The sequence below is a fragment of the Mycobacterium adipatum genome, assembly GCF_001644575.1.
Taxonomy (GTDB): Bacteria; Actinomycetota; Actinomycetes; order Mycobacteriales; family Mycobacteriaceae; genus Mycobacterium; species Mycobacterium adipatum.
The window spans coordinates 3,060,219-3,075,946 of record NZ_CP015596.1 but is presented as its reverse complement, the minus strand read 5'-3'; the positions used below and the strand labels follow the sequence as shown (position 1 = coordinate 3,075,946).

Below are 15,728 nucleotides of genomic sequence, written 5' to 3'. Positions count from 1 at the left end.
ACGACCCACGGAATCTCACCTTAACACCAGCGCCGACAAGCCGCGCCTGACGCGCCGGTTCGCGGCGATCTACTGCGGGACGGTGACGGAGGTCGCACCCTGCCCGATGCCGTAGCGCCCGGGCTGCCCGCCGCCCAGCAGATCACCGAGCGCCAGCGCGGTGGTGATCCGGCCGGACTCGACATCCACATCGTCGACGGTGCTCACCGCGCCGGACAGCGCGGCATCGGCACGTGTCACCGCGACGGCCGCGGTACCGGTGGCCGATCCGTCCCGCCCGGCGAGCACGATGCCGCCACCGTGTGGCGCCAACCCTGCGGCGAACCGGGCCACCGTGGCGCCCCGGTTGCCGGCATCGTCGCCGAGCGAGCCACCGGTGATGATCACGGCGGTGTCCGCGGCGCCGACGGGTGGCGCATCGTAGGAGATGAACCCGGTATCGCGAAGGGTGCTCAGCACAATCTCGCGTTGATCGTCGGGGACCGCCGGTTCCTTGCCGCGCAGCAGCGCGATGCCGAGCAGGTCGCCGGCTGCAGATCCCTGATCCAACGATGCGGTACTGAGCTGTCGACCCACCGGCACAATGGGCGAATTCACCACCGACAGCAGCTTTTCCGATGAATTGGCTTCCACAAATTGCGGCGTCAGGGAGATCGTGGCGGTGCTGGTGGCGCCACCCAGGCCGACCAGCCGCAGCACGGCATCCACATCGTCATCGGCGGCGTCGGGGGTCCGGAAGATGACCACCGCCTTGTCCCGCAGGGTGTCGCGCAAGATCTTCGGCGCCATGGCGCCGTCGAATTCCCCTGCTGCGCTGAGCCTCTCGTTGAGCTCATTCTTCTCGTCGGTCAGTGTGTTGATCTCGGTACGCAAATCGGCCTTGTCGCTGCGTAGCCCGGACAACACCGTGTCGGAGAACAACCCGGAGCCCAGTACCACGCCGACGGCCAACGCCAGGAACACCGCCGCCAGCGAAATAGCATGCGTACGCAGCGAAATCATGTCAGAGCCTCTCCGAGACGTTGAGCAGGAAGCTAGGAGACCAAGCCCTGCGCCCAGAGCAGGAAGCGGTTCCAGTACTCGACGACCCAGTCGATCACGGTCGCGTCGACCCGGGTCACCCAGAGCGCGACGATCACCGCGACCAACATCGCCAGTACCAGCAGGGCGATTGCCCCTGCCGAAACCCGGCTGCGGTAGAGCGTGGCGACGGCCTTGGCGTCGACGAGCTTCTCGCCGACCTTGAGCCTGGTCAGGAACGTCGAGGGATTGCTCTGCTGACGCGAGCGGTCGAAGAACTCTTCGATGGTGGCACTGTGGCCCGCGGTGACGATCAGTGATGCGCCGTGGTGATGGCACAGCAGCAGGGCCAGGTCGGCGGCCGATCCCGCGGCCGGGAAGGTCATCGCGCCCACCCCGAGATCCTGGATGCGTTCCAGGCCCGGGGCGTGACCGTCGGCGTCGGCGGGCAGCACGACCTGCGCGCCGCAGCGCAGTGCGTCGGTGCTGATGGTGCTGGGATCACCGACGATGAGCGCCGGCCGATAGCCGGCCTTACGCAGCAGATCGGCTCCGGCGCCCACACCGACCAGCACGGGCTGATACTCCTTGATGAACGGCTTGAGCGCCTTCAGGTCGTCGGCCGCGGCCGGCCCTTCGGCCACCACCACGACGTGCCTGCGGTCCATGTCGACGTCGATATCGGGGATCCCCATGCCGTCGATGAGCAGCGGGCTCTCGCTGCGGATGAACTCGATGGTGTTGCCGGCGAAGGCCTCCAGGTGCGCGACGAGCCCGCTCTTGGCTTCCACCATGAGCTCGTGGATCTCCAGATCGGTGCGTTCGGTGCCCAGACCGATGCGGCGGTCGCCGGCATAGACGCCTCCGTTGTTGAGCCGGATGCGAGCGCCGTCCTTGATCTTCTTGAAGATCTCGGGGCCGGCCTCATCGATGAGGACGATGCCGTTGGCGACCAGAACCTCCGGGCCGAGGTTGGGGTAGCGCCCGGAGATGGACGGCGAGGCGTTGACGACGCCGGCCACCTCGGCCTCCACCAGGGCGTCGGCGGTGATGCGGTCGAGGTCCTGAGCATCGAGGACGACGATATCGCCGGGCCCGATGCGGCGGAGCAGTCGATCGATGTCCCGGTCAACGCGGGCGGTACCGATTACGCCCGGCTTTGAGCTGGCATTACGCGATAGCAACGCTGACATCTTCATGCGGCGATTCTGGCCGCCAACCCTCAAGTTGAGGTGGAGGCGCGCCGTAACACCAGCCTCACAAGTTTTCTTTTGTCACATCTGCAACACCAACACGATCTCAATCCCGCTTCGCGGCGTAGTGCCGGGCCGCCTTGGCCCGATTGCCGCACGCGGTCATCGAATGCCAGCGCCGGGTGCCGTTCTTGGACGTGTCGTAGAACCACAGCACGCAATGCTCGTGCGCGCACTGCTTGATCCGATCCGGCGCCATTCCCAGCAGTCGCAGCAGATCGTTGGCCGCCAGCCAACCGGGTAGCCACTCGGGATGCGCCACATCCGCCTCGTCGTGCGGCCCGGTAACGGCCAGGGTGCGACGAACCCGCCCGTGTTCGAGCACCGCGTTCAGCTCGTCGATCTCACCGGCGGACACCGCGCGCAGCACGGCATCGCGGGTCCGCACCAGCGCGACGCGCGTTTTCTCGTCGGCCGGGCAGCGTTCATCGAGGCCGTTGGTCACCAGCCAGCACCGCAGGCCGGCCACATCGGTCAGCAGGTCTCGTAGTCCGCCCGGGGACATCCACACGGTGTTCAACAGATCCAACGCAAGCGGTTCCCCGAGGTGTGGGCGCGGATCACGCATACCCAAGCGTAACCTGCTAACCACTGAAACCGCCTTAGATGGTTGACACCGACGGCGCACAGTTCTAACCTCTGAATTGTATTTCATCGGTTATATGGAGGTTGAGAATGAGTACACCCACCGCCCCGCAGCTCGCACCCGGCCATGTCGGGCTCAATGTCACCGACCTCACCCGCTCGGTCGACTTCTATCGGAGCGCGCTCGGTTTCGAGCAGCTCGGGATCAGCGACACGGGCGACCGCCGGTTCGCCTTCCTCGGCGTCGACGGCGACCTGCGCCTGACGTTGTGGCAGCAGAGCGATGGCGAGTTCTCCGGCCGGACACCCGGTCTGCATCACCTGGCGTTCCGGGTCGACACCATCGAGCAGGTGCGGGCGGTTCAGTCGGTACTCGACGAACTCGGAGTGCGGTTCGCCCACGACGGTGTGGTGGCCCACGGCGAGGGCACATCCTCGGGTGGCATCTTCTTCACCGACCCGGACGGCATCCGACTGGAGGTCTACGCGCCCAGTGGCGCGGAGGCCGCGCCCGCGCCCAACGGCGAGAGCCCGACCTGCGGATTCTTCTGAGGGCGCGCCGTGACCGTCTACCACCCGGGTGAGCTGGCCGTGCAGCGGCAGCTGGGCCAGAGCGACCTCGCCGCGCGCCTGAGCCGCATGGTCCGAGCCGAGATCCCGGACGCCGCAGCAGATTTCCTGGCCGGCCAGCCGATGGTCGTGCTGTCCGGTGCCGATGACTCCGGACACGTCTGGGCCAGTCTGGTGACCGGTCCGCCCGGCTTCATGCACGTGGCCACCGACTCCGAGGATGCCGAGCAGATCGTCATCGACGCGCTGCCGGTCACCGGCGACCCGCTGCGCGAGGTGGTGACCGCGCAACCCCGGCATGTCGGCATGATCGCCATCCAGCCGCAGACGCGGCGCCGCATGCGGGTCAACGGCGTCGCCACCCCGACCGGTGCAGGCCTGCTGATCCGGCCCGACCAGGTCTACTCGAATTGCCCGAAGTACATTTCCCGCAGGCATGTCACGGGGGCCGCGGGTTCCTCCGGTGCGCGTGCGGTGCGCCATGCGCCGTCGCTGGATGCGCGGATGACGCGGATCGTCTCGGCCGCCGACACGTTCTTCATCGGGTCCACCGACGCCGCGGGCAACGCCGATGCCTCCCACCGCGGCGGCAATCCGGGTTTCTTGCAAGTGCTTTCGCCGAACAGACTGCGCTGGCCCGATTACCGGGGCAACTCGATGTTCATGACGCTGGGAAATATCAGCGTCAACCCTCGGGCCGGGCTGCTGATCCCGGACTGGGATACCGGTATCACCCTGCAGCTCACCGGCAGCGCCGAGATCCTCTGGGAACGCAGCACGCACGCCCAGTGCTCGGTCGCGTTCACCATCGAAGAGCTCGTCGAACTGTCCGGTGTGAGCCCGCTGCGCTGGAGTGAGGCCGAACTGTCCCCGGCCAACCCGGACTGACTAGTCGGTGCGGTCGCGCTGGGCGGACTCCCACAGCTCGCGCGCATGCGCCCGGCCGCTGTCGGTGTCGCCGAGCCCCGCCAACATCCGGGCCAGTTCGGCCACTCTGTCCTCGTCCTGCAGGCGCACGACACGACTGGACTTCGGGCCGCTCTCGACCACCAGATGGGTGTCGGCATACGCGGCCACCTGCGGCAGATGCGTGACGACGATGACCTGGTGGGTACGCGCCAGTCGGGCCAGCCGACGACCGATCTGCACCGCCGCTCGTCCGCCGACACCGGCGTCGACCTCGTCGAACACCATCGTGGTGCCCATGGAATCGGCGCGCGAGGCCACCAGCACGACTTCCAGTGCGAGCATCACGCGGGACAGCTCACCGCCGGACGCACTCTTGGCCAACGGCAGCAGTTCGGTGCCGCGGTGCGCGGCGAACCCGAACTCGACCGCGTCGACCCCGTGATGTCCGGCGTGTGCGGACACTCCGCCGGCCAGCGTGATCGGCGCAGAATCATCGGCACGGGCCACCAGCGGCGTCACGGTGATACCGAAATCGGCCCCCGCCATCGCCAGCCCGGACAGCTCGGCGGTGACCGCCTTGGACAACCCCTTGGCGCCCTTGGTGCGTGCCTTGGTGAGATCGGCGGCCGCGGCCACCACCCGGGCCTGCAACTCGTCGACGCGCTGCTGCAGACCTGTCAGTGCCTCTTCGGAGACATCGAGCTGTGCGAGCCGCTCGCGGGATTCCCTCGCCCAGGCCAACACGGCGTCGATGTCGGCGCCGTACTTGCGGGTCAACCCGCGCAGCTCACCTTGCCGGGCCAGCTTTGCCTCCAACGTGCTTGCATCGCTGGGCAGTTCGGACAGGAAGGCGCCGAGTTCGGCTGCCACGTCGGTGATGACGGCGACCGCCTCGGCCAACCGCTCCCCCAACACCTGCAACGCGTTGTCATCGGTGCCCTGCAGGGCGGCCCTGGCCGACGCGACGTTGGTCGCCGCGGACCCTTCGTCGGTGCCGACGTCCTCGGGCAGTCCCGCCAGCGCGGCCCGCGCCACCGCTGCGGCCTCCCGCAACGCGTCCAGTTCGGAGAGCCGACGGATATCGGCGACCAGGGCATCGTCCTCACCCGGTGCCGGGTCGACCCCATCGATCTCGTTGAGCCCGAAGGTCAGCCGGTCCGCCTCCAACGCGAGTTCCCGCGCGCGCTGGGTGCGGTCGATGAGATCGCGGCGGGCCGCGAGCCACTCCGCGCGCAAGGTCCGGTATTTGCGCAGCGGCGCGCTGACATCGGCATAGCGGTCCAGGGCGGCGCGCTGCTCGTCCGGGCGCATCAACCGCAGCTGATCGTTCTGCCCGTGCAGAGCCAGCAGCTCGTTGGTGAATCCGCTCAGCGACTTGGCCGGCACACTGCGGCCGCCGAGGTAGGCGCGCGACGGGCCGTCCCGGCTCACCGACCGCGCCGCGATGACACTGTCGTCGTCATCGCGCTCGGCACCGGACGAGTCCAGAATCTCGTCGATGCGCCCGGTGACATCGTCACCGAGATCGGTGGTGACGAAACGACCTTCCACCACAGCCCGATCGGCGCCGGTGCGCACCTTGCTGGCCTCGGCGCGCGCACCGCCGAGGAGATGCAGACCTGTCACCACCATCGTCTTTCCGGCACCGGTCTCACCGGTCAGGACGGTCAGGCCACGATCGAACTCGGCCGTTGCCGAGCTGATGGCCCCCAGGGACTCGATGCGTATCTCGGAGAGCACTATTGGCCGCGCCATCCGGTGACGGGCAGCCGGAACTTGCGCACCAGCCGGTCGGTGAACGGCGCACTGTCCAGGCGCACCCACTTCAGTGATGTCTCGCAGCGGGTCACTTCCAGGCGCGCCCCGGCCGGCACGGCCATCTTGCGTCGGCCGTCGCAGAAGGCCACCGCGTCGTTGCCGCCGGCCTCGATCTCGATCGCGATGGACGCATCCGGGCTGGTGACCATCGGCCGGGCGAACAGCGCGTGGGCGTTGTTGGGCACCACCAGGATCGCTTCCAGGTCCGGCCACAGGATCGGACCGCCCGCCGAGAACGCGTAGGCCGTCGAGCCGGTGGGTGTCGAGACGAGCACACCGTCGCAGCCGAAGGACGACACCGGTCGGCCGTCGACCTCGAGCACCACACCGAGCACCCCGAGCCGTGGACCTTTCTCCAGGCTGGCCTCGTTGAGCGCCCAGCCGTGATCGAGCACCGCCCCGCCGGCGCGCACCACGATGTCGAGAGTCATGCGCTTCTCGATGCGGTAGTCGCGGGCGATGACATGATCCAGGACGTCGTCGAGCGCATCGGCCTCGGCTTCGGCCAGGAAGCCGATACGCCCGAGATTGAGTCCCAGAACCGGGATCTCGGCATTGCGGGCGAGTTCGGCGGCACGCAGAAACGTCCCGTCCCCGCCGAGCGCGAGCACCAGCTCGCACCCCTCGGCGGCATGTTCGTCGGCGTCGACGACCGCGATGTCCACGCCCAGCGCCCGCATCTCATCCGGCGCCAGATGCAGCGAGCCGCGGTCGACCGCCTCGGCCGTCAACACCCGCAGCCCGATATCGTGGTCGCCGAGCACCTTCTCGACGCGCCGGGCGGTCTCGGTGGCCTCCGCGCGGCCGGTGTGGACGACCAACAGGACGGATCGCTGCTTGCTGGATCCCTGGGAAGTCATTGCGGCCCTTCGTCAATCGCACGAGCAACGGCACGTTCGAGGTCCTCGCCGACCAGCGGCTCATCGGTTTCCGCCCGGAATCGCAGGAAGAACTCCACATTGCCGGACGGACCGGGTAGCGGGCTGGCCGTGACGGCGACGGTGTTCCAGTGCAGTTCGGCGGCCCGGCGGGCGACGGCGAGCACTGCCTCGGCGCGCAGGGCGGGGTCCGAAACCACGCCACCGGCGCCGACCCGGTCCTTGCCGACCTCGAACTGGGGTTTCACCATCGGGACGATGTCGGCGTCCCGGCGACAGCATGCGGTCAGCGCGGGCAGCACCGTCGCCAGCGAGATGAAGGACAGGTCGGCGACCACCAGATCGACCGGGCCGCCGATCGCCTCCGGGGTGAGGGTCCGGACATTTGTGCGTTCCAGTACGTGGACCCGCTCGTCGGAGCGCAGCGACCAGGCGAGTTGTCCGTACCCGACGTCGGCGGCGACGATCTCGGCAGCGCCACGATCGAGCAGGACCTCGGTGAAACCCCCGGTCGATGCGCCCGCGTCCAGGCAGCGGCGGCCTTGCACCGGCACCCCGAAAGCGTCGAGCGCTCCGATCAGTTTGTGCGCCCCACGCGAAACCCAGGTGCGTTCGTCGGCGGCGACCGTGAGTTTGGCATCCATCGAGACCGCGGTGGCGGGTTTGGCCGCCGGCATCCCATCGATGCGGACCCGGCCGGCGCCGATCAGTTCGGCGGCCTGCTGCCGTGACCGGGCCAGCCCGCGCCGCACCAGTTCGGCGTCCACCCGCGCTCGTCGCGTCATCGGGTCGTCATCTTCGAGTCACTGCCCCCGGATCGCGTCGCCCCGGCCCTCCACCGACTCCAGTGCGCGCACCAGCAGATCGTGCGCCTCTTCCAGGCGCGCTGCGACGGCGTCGATCTCGGCGTCCTCAAGCCCGCCGGATTCGATATCCGGCAGGTCTGCCAGCAGGGCCGCGATCTGGGTGCGGATCTGCTCAGGGTCGGTACTCATATCGCTGATCACGCTAGCCGATGCGGTCAGCTCGGCAACGACCAGCGTTGCAGAGCGGCGGCCGCGGTGTCGTCGCCTGCCGCAACGGTGACACCGGCACCGGCCGCCCACACCGCATGCGCGGTCGCCCGGACGATGCTCAACGGATCACCGGCGTCGACCCCGGTTGCCCGCACGACAAGCCTCGATCCGGCGATCTCGGTGTGCCAGGCCGGGTGCGCGGCGATCCGCAAGGTCTCGGCGTCGGTGTGCAGCGCGCGCAGATCCTCGGCCACGTAGCCCGGACGGCTGCCCGGCGCCGCGTACACCATGTCGGCGGCGTCGTTCACCCCGGTGAGCACCATGAGGCTGGGGAGCCCCGCGGCGTTCGCCCCTTCGATATCGGTGTCCAGACGGTCGCCGATCACCAACGGGTTGGCGAAATCGCCACGGGCCAGGGCATCGTTCATCAGGGTCGGGGCCGGTTTGCCGGCCACCTGAGGTTCGGCATCGGTGGCGGTCCGCAACGCGGCGACCATCGATCCGTTGCCGGGCAGCAGCCCACGTTCCGAGGGCAGGGTGCGGTCCACATTGGCCGCGACCCATAGGGCCCCGGAGCGGATGGCCAGCGCCGCCTCGGACAGGATCGGCCAGGCCGTCTCGGGATTATGGCCCTGCACGACCGCGGCGGGATTGTCCTCGGAGGTCCGGACCGGTTTGAGGCCCACCGCCGCCACTTCGGCGGCCAGCGATTCGGTGCCGACGATCAGCACAGCGGCACCGGCGGGCAATTGGCCGGCCAGCAGCCGCGCGGCGCTCTGGGCACTGGTGACGACATCGTCGGCGGTGGCGGCGAAACCGAGTTCCTGGAGGTGCCCGGCGACCTCGGCGGCCGACCGGGACGCGTTGTTGGTGACGTAGAGGGCGCGGGCGTCCAGCGCCGCCAGGCTCTGCACCGCGCCGGTCGTCGGTTCGTGGCCACGAAAGACGGTGCCGTCGAGATCCAGGAGCAGGCAGTCATGCTCCTGTGCCAGGGTGGCCACCTCAGGTCAGCTCGGTGAGACGTTCTTCGGCGTCGGTCACACCTTCGACGTCGACGGCGGCGGCGTTGAGGAAGGCCTGCACCGCGTCTTCGGTGCGGCCCAACGCGAGCAGTGTCTCGGCGTAGACGTAGAACAGCCTGGCGTTGGTGGTCCCGAGCCGAGTCGCATCCAGCGGCGGGCGGGCGAGGAGTGCCAGCGCCTGCTCGTGCTGTCCGAGATCGGATCGCGCGCCGGCCACCACGATGCGCAGCTCGTCGGCATCGTCGCCGGTGAGCTGGAGGGCCTCTTCGCTGCGGGCCAACTCGACGGCTCGTTCGGGGCGTCCGACACCGCGTTCGCAGTCGGCGATCAACGGAAGGAGCGCGGACTTGCTGCCCATCCGGCGGGCGGCCCGTAGCTCGGCGAGGGCCTGTGCCCAGTCACCGCAGTAGTACGCGGCGATGCCCACGGCTTCGCGGACGGCGGCGATCCGGCCCGAACGGGCGCGCGCGGCACGGGCGTGTTCCAGCGCGGCCGCGGGATCCTCTTCGAGGAGCTCTCCGGCCGCCACCAGGTGGCGTGCCACGACGTCGGCGGTGGACTTGTCCAGGGTGATCAGTTCACTGCGGACATCGGGAGCGAGCTGTTTGGCTTCGATCTCCGGTGGGATGCGCGGGCCGGTGGTGATGTTCTCACTGCCGCCCCGAAAGTCTCGTCGTGGACCGTCCGGGCTCGAAGACCACGGCGGCTTCGGCCGGTCCCGTCCACCGCGGCGCGCGTAACCTCCGCTACCGGGACGCTGTGCGCCGTCGGCGCTCGAACGTTGTCCGCTGTTCCCCCCGGCGCGCGGATTGTCGCCCGCGGCCCGGCGAGGTCGCCGATCGTCGCTGTTGCCTTGTCTGTCCTCGGCCACAGTCGCCTTCCTGATTGATCAACCGTCTCGCCGAAAGGATAGCCGGGAGCCGGCGAATCACGACAGTTGCACTGAATATGACCATCGATTCCCATTCAATTCGCGCACTGGAAATGGTCCATAAAAGAATGTCGACGCACAAATGCCCGAGCCCCCCAAATGTGTGTTTGGGGGGCTCGGGTCTTAATGTGTGTTCGGCGGTGTCCTACTTTTCCACCCTGTTGGGTAGTATCATTGGCGCTGGTAGGCTTAGCTTCCGGGTTCGGGATGGGACCGGGCGTTTCCCTGCCGCTATGGCCGCCGTAACTTTATTCACCCTTTTCTGGGTGCCCCCACACGCGTGTGGGGGAGTGTGTTTTGGTGGTGGAGTGTGTCGACCATTTCTGGTTGATACGTGTCCGATGGTGTGGATGTGTGGTTGCAAGCGCGTTTGTGCGTCAATTTTTTTCTTACACGGTTTTGTCTGCTACCCCACAGGGTGGGGTGTGTGTAAGTTTTCGGCCGGTTAGTGCCAGTTCCCTAAACCTATTGCTAGGTGTACAGGTCTGGTCTATCGATCCCGTGGTCTGCGGGGGGCCTTATCCCACTGAATGGGTGAGAAGCCTGGTCTTGGAGAAGGTTTCCCGCTTAGATGCTTTCAGCGGTTATCCTGTCCGAACGTGGCTATCCAGCCGTGCCCCTGGTGGGACAACTGGTGGACCAGAGGTTCGTCCGTCCCGGTCCTCTCGTACTAGGGACAGGTTTCCTCAAGCTTCTGACGCGCGCGGCGGATAGAGACCGAACTGTCTCACGACGTTCTAAACCCAGCTCGCGTGCCGCTTTAATGGGCGAACAGCCCAACCCTTGGGACCTGCTCCAGCCCCAGGATGCGACGAGCCGACATCGAGGTGCCAAACCATCCCGTCGATATGGACTCTTGGGGAAGATCAGCCTGTTATCCCCGGGGTACCTTTTATCCGTTGAGCGACACCCCTTCCACTCAGAGGTGCCGGATCACTAGTCCCGACTTTCGTCCCTGCTCGACATGTACGTCTCGCAGTCAAGCTCCCTTGTGCACTTACACTCAACACCTGATTGCCGTCCAGGTTGAGGGAACCTTTGGGCGCCTCCGTTACATTTTAGGAGGCAACCGCCCCAGTTAAACTACCCACCAGGCACTGTCCCTGAACCGGATATACGGTTCGAAGTTAGAGGCCCAATACGATCAGAGTGGTATTTCAACAATGACTCCACACACACTGGCGTGCATGCTTCACAGTCTCCCACCTATCCTACACAAACCGTATCGAGCACCAATACCAAGTTGTAGTGAAGGTCCCGGGGTCTTTTCGTCCTGCCGCGCGTAACGAGCATCTTTACTCGTAGTGCAATTTCGCCGAGTCTATGGTTGAGACAGTTGAGAAGTCGTTACGCCATTCGTGCAGGTCGGAACTTACCCGACAAGGAATTTCGCTACCTTAGGATGGTTATAGTTACCACCGCCGTTTACTGGGGCTTAAATTCTCCGCTTCACCTTACGATTAACGGGTCCTCTTAACCTTCCAGCACCGGGCAGGCGTCAGTCCGTATACATCGTCTTGCGACTTCGCACGGACCTGTGTTTTTAGTAAACAGTCGCTTCTCACTGGTTTGTGCCACCCCCCACCGCTGCCGACCGCTTGGGCCATGACAGTAGGAGGTCCCCCTTCTCCCGAAGTTACGGGGGCATTTTGCCGAGTTCCTTAACCATAGTTCACTCGTACGCCTTAGTATTCTCTACCTGACCACCTGTGTTGGTTTGGGGTACGGGCCGTGTGTGAGCTCGCTAGAGGCTTTTCTCGGCAGCATAGGATCACCGAATTCGCCTCAATCGGCTATGCATCACCTCTCAGGATCTATGAGACCCGGATTTACCTAGATCTCTCCCTACAGGCTTGCCCCAGTATTACCACTGACTGGTACGGCTACCTTCCTGCGTCACCCCATCGCTTGACTACTACCAGAGAAGGTCCCACGCAGCCGGCGACTTTCCGCTCCCGAAGGATTGGATAGGCCACCATTTGGGTGGTTAGTACCTCTGATTCATCATGGGCGCGCACACACGGGTACGGGAATATCAACCCGTTGTCCATCGACTACGCCTGTCGGCCTCGCCTTAGGTCCCGACTCACCCTGGGCGGACTGGCCTGCCCCAGGAACCCTTGGTCTTTCGGCGGGCAAGGTTCTCACTTGCCTTATCGCTACTCATGCCTGCATTCTCACTCCCACACCCTCCACAACTGGATCACTCCGCTGCTTCACTGGATGCAGGACGCTCCCCTACCCATCGACACAAGGTCGATGCCGCGGCTTCGGCGGTGTGCTTGAGCCCCGCTACATTATCGGCGCACAATCACTTGACCAGTGAGCTATTACGCACTCTTTCAAGGGTGGCTGCTTCTAAGCCAACCTCCTGGTTGTCTTCGCGACTGCACATCCTTTTCCACTTAGCACACGCTTAGGGGCCTTAGCCGGCGATCTGGGCTGTTTCCCTCTCGACGCACGGAGCTTATCCCCCGCCGTCTCACTGCCACGCTTTCACTTACCGGCATTCGGAGTTTGGCTGACGTCAGTAACCTTGTGAGGCCCATCGGCCATCCAGTAGCTCTACCTCCGGTAAGAAACACGCAACGCTGCACCTAAATGCATTTCGGGGAGAACCAGCTATCACGGAGTTTGATTGGCCTTTCACCCCTACCCACAACTCATCCCCTCAGTCTTCAACCTAAGTGGGTTCGGTCCTCCACAACATCTTACTGCTGCTTCAACCTGGCCATGGGTAGATCACTCCGCTTCGGGTCCAGAACACACCACTACACCACACACTCTTGTGCGGATACGCCCTATTCAGACTCGCTTTCGCTGCGGCTACCCCACACGGGTTAACCTCGCGACATGTCCCTGACTCGCAGGCTCATTCTTCAAAAGGCACGCCATCACCCCACGCAAGCGAGGGCTCTGACGGATTGTAGGCACACGGTTTCAGGTACTATTTCACTCCCCTCCCGGGGTACTTTTCACCATTCCCTCACGGTACTAATCCGCTATCGGTCATTGGGAAGTATTCAGGCTTACCGGGTGGTCCCGGCAGATTCACAGCAGATTTCACGGGCCCGCTGCTACTCGGGGACAGTCCCACAACAGAGCATATGTTTTCACCTACGGGGCTCTCACCCGCTACGGCCGGTCATCCCAAACCAGTTCAGCTAACACACACTTTTATCACTGTTGCCCATCACGGCGGTGATGAGAAGAAACGCCCCACAACCCCGCACACACAACCCCCGCCGGGTATCACATGCATACGGTTTAGCCATCCTCCGCTTTCGCTCGCCACTACTCACGGAATCACTTTTGTTTTCTCTTCCTACGGGTACTGAGATGTTTCACTTCCCCGCGTTCCCCCCCAACGGCTATATATTCACCGTTGGGTAACACGACATCACTCGTGCTGGGTTTCCCCATTCGGACATCCTCGGATCCACGCTCGGTTGGCAGCTCCCCGAGGCATATCGCAGCCTCCCACGTCCTTCATCGGCTCCCAATGCCAAGGCATCCACCATGCGCCCTTAAACACTTACAACACAGATAAACCAAATAAAGAAAAAAATTGCACATCAAACACACACAACAACACCAAGACCCCCACACCCCCACAAAGAGAGAGCGAAGACCCCAGTCTTCTTGCGTGCTAGATGCTCGCAACCACTATCCACAAATCAAACACCACACCCCACCACCAAAGATGGAGCAACAACAAACACCGTCCGACCCAGAATCACTTCCGAGCCTCGCGGCCGGCAACCACCACCAACGCAGTGACGCCGCAGGGCCTGTTGTCTCAAAGCCCAATAGTGTGTCCGGCAGCCAGCGCCCCCCACACGGGAAAGCACCAAATAAGTTTGTTGAGTTGCACCAGACCCCCACCCACTACAGGTGAAAGGGCCATCCAACGAATCGCTTGACAATCGGCTGATCCCGCAATTTACGGGGCCGGTCAAGTCTCGTGGTGCTCCTTAGAAAGGAGGTGATCCAGCCGCACCTTCCGGTACGGCTACCTTGTTACGACTTCGTCCCAATCGCCGATCCCACCTTCGACGGCTCCCTCCACAAGGGTTAGGCCACCGGCTTCGGGTGTTACCGACTTTCATGACGTGACGGGCGGTGTGTACAAGGCCCGGGAACGTATTCACCGCAGCGTTGCTGATCTGCGATTACTAGCGACTCCGACTTCACGGGGTCGAGTTGCAGACCCCGATCCGAACTGAGACCGGCTTTGAAAGGATTCGCTCCACCTCACGGCATCGCAGCCCTTTGTACCGGCCATTGTAGCATGTGTGAAGCCCTGGACATAAGGGGCATGATGACTTGACGTCATCCCCACCTTCCTCCGAGTTGACCCCGGCAGTCTCCTACGAGTCCCCGGCATAACCCGCTGGCAACATAGGACAAGGGTTGCGCTCGTTGCGGGACTTAACCCAACATCTCACGACACGAGCTGACGACAGCCATGCACCACCTGCACACAGGCCACAAGGGAACCAATATCTCTACTGGCGTCCTGTGCATGTCAAACCCAGGTAAGGTTCTTCGCGTTGCATCGAATTAATCCACATGCTCCGCCGCTTGTGCGGGCCCCCGTCAATTTCTTTGAGTTTTAGCCTTGCGGCCGTACTCCCCAGGCGGGGTACTTAATGCGTTAGCTACGGCACGGATCCCAAGGAAGGAAACCCACACCTAGTACCCACCGTTTACGGCGTGGACTACCAGGGTATCTAATCCTGTTCGCTCCCCACGCTTTCGCTCCTCAGCGTCAGTTACTGCCCAGAGACCCGCCTTCGCCACCGGTGTTCCTCCTGATATCTGCGCATTCCACCGCTACACCAGGAATTCCAGTCTCCCCTGCAGTACTCAAGTCTGCCCGTATCGCCCGCACGCCCACAGTTAAGCTGTGAGTTTTCACGAACAACGCGACAAACCACCTACGAGCTCTTTACGCCCAGTAATTCCGGACAACGCTCGGACCCTACGTATTACCGCGGCTGCTGGCACGTAGTTGGCCGGTCCTTCTTCTGCACATACCGTCACTTGCGCTTCGTCTGTGCTGAAAGAGGTTTACAACCCGAAGGCCGTCATCCCTCACGCGGCGTCGCTGCATCAGGCTTGCGCCCATTGTGCAATATTCCCCACTGCTGCCTCCCGTAGGAGTCTGGGCCGTATCTCAGTCCCAGTGTGGCCGGTCACCCTCTCAGGCCGGCTACCCGTCGTCGCCTTGGTAGGCCATTACCCCACCAACAAGCTGATAGGCCGCGGGCCCATCCCACACCGCAAAAGCTTTCCACCACACACCAGGAAGTGCATGGTCATATTCGGTATTAGACCCAGTTTCCCAGGCTTATCCCAAAGTGCAGGGCAGATCACCCACGTGTTACTCACCCGTTCGCCACTCGAGTACCCCGAAGGGCCTTTCCGTTCGACTTGCATGTGTTAAGCACGCCGCCAGCGTTCGTCCTGAGCCAGAATCAAACTCTCCAAACAAAAACAACCCAACCCAAAAAGTCAGGTGAATTCACATTCGGAAAAATCCGATATCCAAACAAAAGACACCAAAACTGGCATCAAAAAACAAACCATCCCACGCGGCAGGAAGACGGGGAGTCCCCCACCGAGATGGCATAAAACAACAAACAAAAACCACCAAACACACTATTGAGTTCTCAAACAACACGCCCGGTCTGACCGCGCAACGATCCCCGGCTTAAAAGCCG

Annotated in this window: 11 protein-coding genes and 3 rRNA genes; 2 read left to right on the top strand and 12 right to left on the bottom strand. The window is 64.1% G+C overall.

Annotated features, from left to right (window positions below; translation table 11 throughout):
• Positions 1–69: 69 nt before the first annotated feature.
• The 3 genes from A7U43_RS14585 to A7U43_RS14575 all read right to left on the bottom strand — a co-directional run bounded on the left by A7U43_RS14585 (position 70) and on the right by A7U43_RS14575 (position 2,841).
• The gene (locus A7U43_RS14585) at positions 70–1,002 is read right to left on the bottom strand and encodes a copper transporter (protein ID WP_067996447.1); all 933 of its coding nucleotides are present in this window, start codon (positions 1,000–1,002) and stop codon (positions 70–72) included.
• A 32-nt stretch (positions 1,003–1,034) separates the two neighbouring features.
• Complete coding sequence (gene steA / locus A7U43_RS14580; RefSeq protein WP_067996444.1) at positions 1,035–2,219, bottom strand: putative cytokinetic ring protein SteA; 1,185 nt, start codon at positions 2,217–2,219, stop codon at positions 1,035–1,037.
• Positions 2,220–2,319: 100 nt separating this feature from the next.
• A complete protein-coding gene (locus tag A7U43_RS14575) occupies positions 2,320–2,841 on the bottom strand; it encodes a CGNR zinc finger domain-containing protein (protein ID WP_067996441.1) in 522 nt (173 codons plus the stop codon).
• A gap of 107 nt (positions 2,842–2,948) precedes the next feature.
• On the opposite strand from A7U43_RS14575, the gene A7U43_RS14570 reads away from it, so the two are divergent.
• Both A7U43_RS14570 and A7U43_RS14565 read left to right on the top strand, forming a co-directional pair.
• Positions 2,949–3,410 (top strand): VOC family protein, encoded by a 462-nt coding sequence (locus A7U43_RS14570; RefSeq protein WP_067996438.1) that lies wholly within the window; start codon positions 2,949–2,951, stop codon positions 3,408–3,410.
• A 9-nt stretch (positions 3,411–3,419) separates the two neighbouring features.
• On the top strand, positions 3,420–4,316 hold the full coding sequence (locus tag A7U43_RS14565) for a pyridoxamine 5'-phosphate oxidase family protein (RefSeq protein ID WP_067996435.1): 897 nt from the start codon (positions 3,420–3,422) through the stop codon (positions 4,314–4,316).
• Here the strand turns inward: A7U43_RS14565 and recN are convergent, their stop codons facing one another.
• The 9 genes from recN to A7U43_RS14520 form a co-directional block, all read right to left on the bottom strand.
• On the bottom strand, positions 4,317–6,077 hold the full coding sequence (gene recN / locus A7U43_RS14560) for a DNA repair protein RecN (RefSeq protein WP_067996432.1): 1,761 nt from the start codon (positions 6,075–6,077) through the stop codon (positions 4,317–4,319).
• Positions 6,077–7,015, bottom strand: coding sequence for an NAD kinase (locus tag A7U43_RS14555; protein ID WP_067996428.1), 939 nt, complete (start codon positions 7,013–7,015; stop codon positions 6,077–6,079). The genes recN and A7U43_RS14555 overlap by 1 nt, the downstream gene beginning before the upstream one ends.
• Positions 7,012–7,818 (bottom strand): TlyA family RNA methyltransferase, encoded by an 807-nt coding sequence (locus A7U43_RS14550; protein ID WP_067996424.1) that lies wholly within the window; start codon positions 7,816–7,818, stop codon positions 7,012–7,014. The genes A7U43_RS14555 and A7U43_RS14550 overlap by 4 nt, the downstream gene beginning before the upstream one ends.
• An 18-nt stretch (positions 7,819–7,836) precedes the next feature.
• Positions 7,837–8,028, bottom strand: a complete 192-nt coding sequence (locus tag A7U43_RS14545) for a hypothetical protein (protein ID WP_068002740.1) — start codon at positions 8,026–8,028, stop codon at positions 7,837–7,839.
• Between the two features lie 26 nt (positions 8,029–8,054).
• On the bottom strand, positions 8,055–9,050 hold the full coding sequence (locus A7U43_RS14540; RefSeq protein WP_067996421.1) for an HAD-IIA family hydrolase: 996 nt from the start codon (positions 9,048–9,050) through the stop codon (positions 8,055–8,057).
• A gap of 1 nt (position 9,051) precedes the next feature.
• Positions 9,052–9,942, bottom strand: a complete 891-nt coding sequence (locus tag A7U43_RS14535; RefSeq protein ID WP_082902141.1) for a tetratricopeptide repeat protein — start codon at positions 9,940–9,942, stop codon at positions 9,052–9,054.
• 192 nt (positions 9,943–10,134) lie between these two features.
• Positions 10,135–10,247, bottom strand: a 5S ribosomal RNA gene (rrf, locus tag A7U43_RS14530).
• Positions 10,248–10,427: 180 nt separating this feature from the next.
• Positions 10,428–13,543 (bottom strand): 23S ribosomal RNA (locus tag A7U43_RS14525).
• A gap of 437 nt (positions 13,544–13,980) precedes the next feature.
• Positions 13,981–15,498 (bottom strand): 16S ribosomal RNA (locus A7U43_RS14520).
• The 16S, 23S and 5S rRNA genes sit together here, the layout of an rRNA operon.
• Between the last annotated feature and the right edge of the window lie 230 nt (positions 15,499–15,728).